Origin of the sequence: Shewanella sp. ZOR0012, from assembly GCF_000798835.1 — a bacterium.
GTDB lineage: Bacteria > Pseudomonadota > Gammaproteobacteria > Enterobacterales > Shewanellaceae > Shewanella > Shewanella xiamenensis.
In genome coordinates this window covers 1-438 of the sequence record NZ_JTLE01000076.1, presented here as the reverse complement: position 1 = coordinate 438, position 438 = coordinate 1, and the positions used below count along the sequence as shown (strand labels likewise).

The window sequence follows — 438 nt, the reverse complement described above, 5'->3', positions numbered from 1 at the left end:
GTTGGTTGATTGAAGATTACCACAAGGTATGGAAAAGCAGTGGCACCGCGGTGGAAGAGCTGAGAATGCAGTGCCGTGAGAATCTGGAGCGTATGAGTGTGATACTGGCTTTTATCGCCACACGCTTACTCCAGCTTCGCTTTATGAAGGTATCCAAAGCGGAAGTGGCAGCACAATGTTGTGAAACGCTATTGGGTCAGAAAGCGTGGAAATTACTTTGGCTGAAAATGGAGGGACGTCCGTTACCTCAACAGGCACCCGATATGCAGTGGGCGTACGAGCGTCTGGCCAGATTAGGGGGTTGGAAAGATACCAAGCGGACAGGCCGGGCTTGTGTAGAGGTATTGTGGGAAGGATGGTTTAGGTTACAAACCATCCTTGAGGGTTACGAATTGGCCATGTCTCTCAATCACGAAGACTTGTGATCAAGAGACAGGC

1 protein-coding gene is annotated in these 438 nt (G+C 50.0%); it reads left to right on the top strand.

Features of this window, described 5'->3' with window-relative positions; all coding sequences use genetic code 11:
• On the top strand, positions 1-425 hold a 425-nt coding region (locus tag L976_RS01650), incomplete at its 5' end, for an IS4 family transposase (protein WP_047533570.1).
• Positions 426-438: the final 13 nt, after the last annotated feature.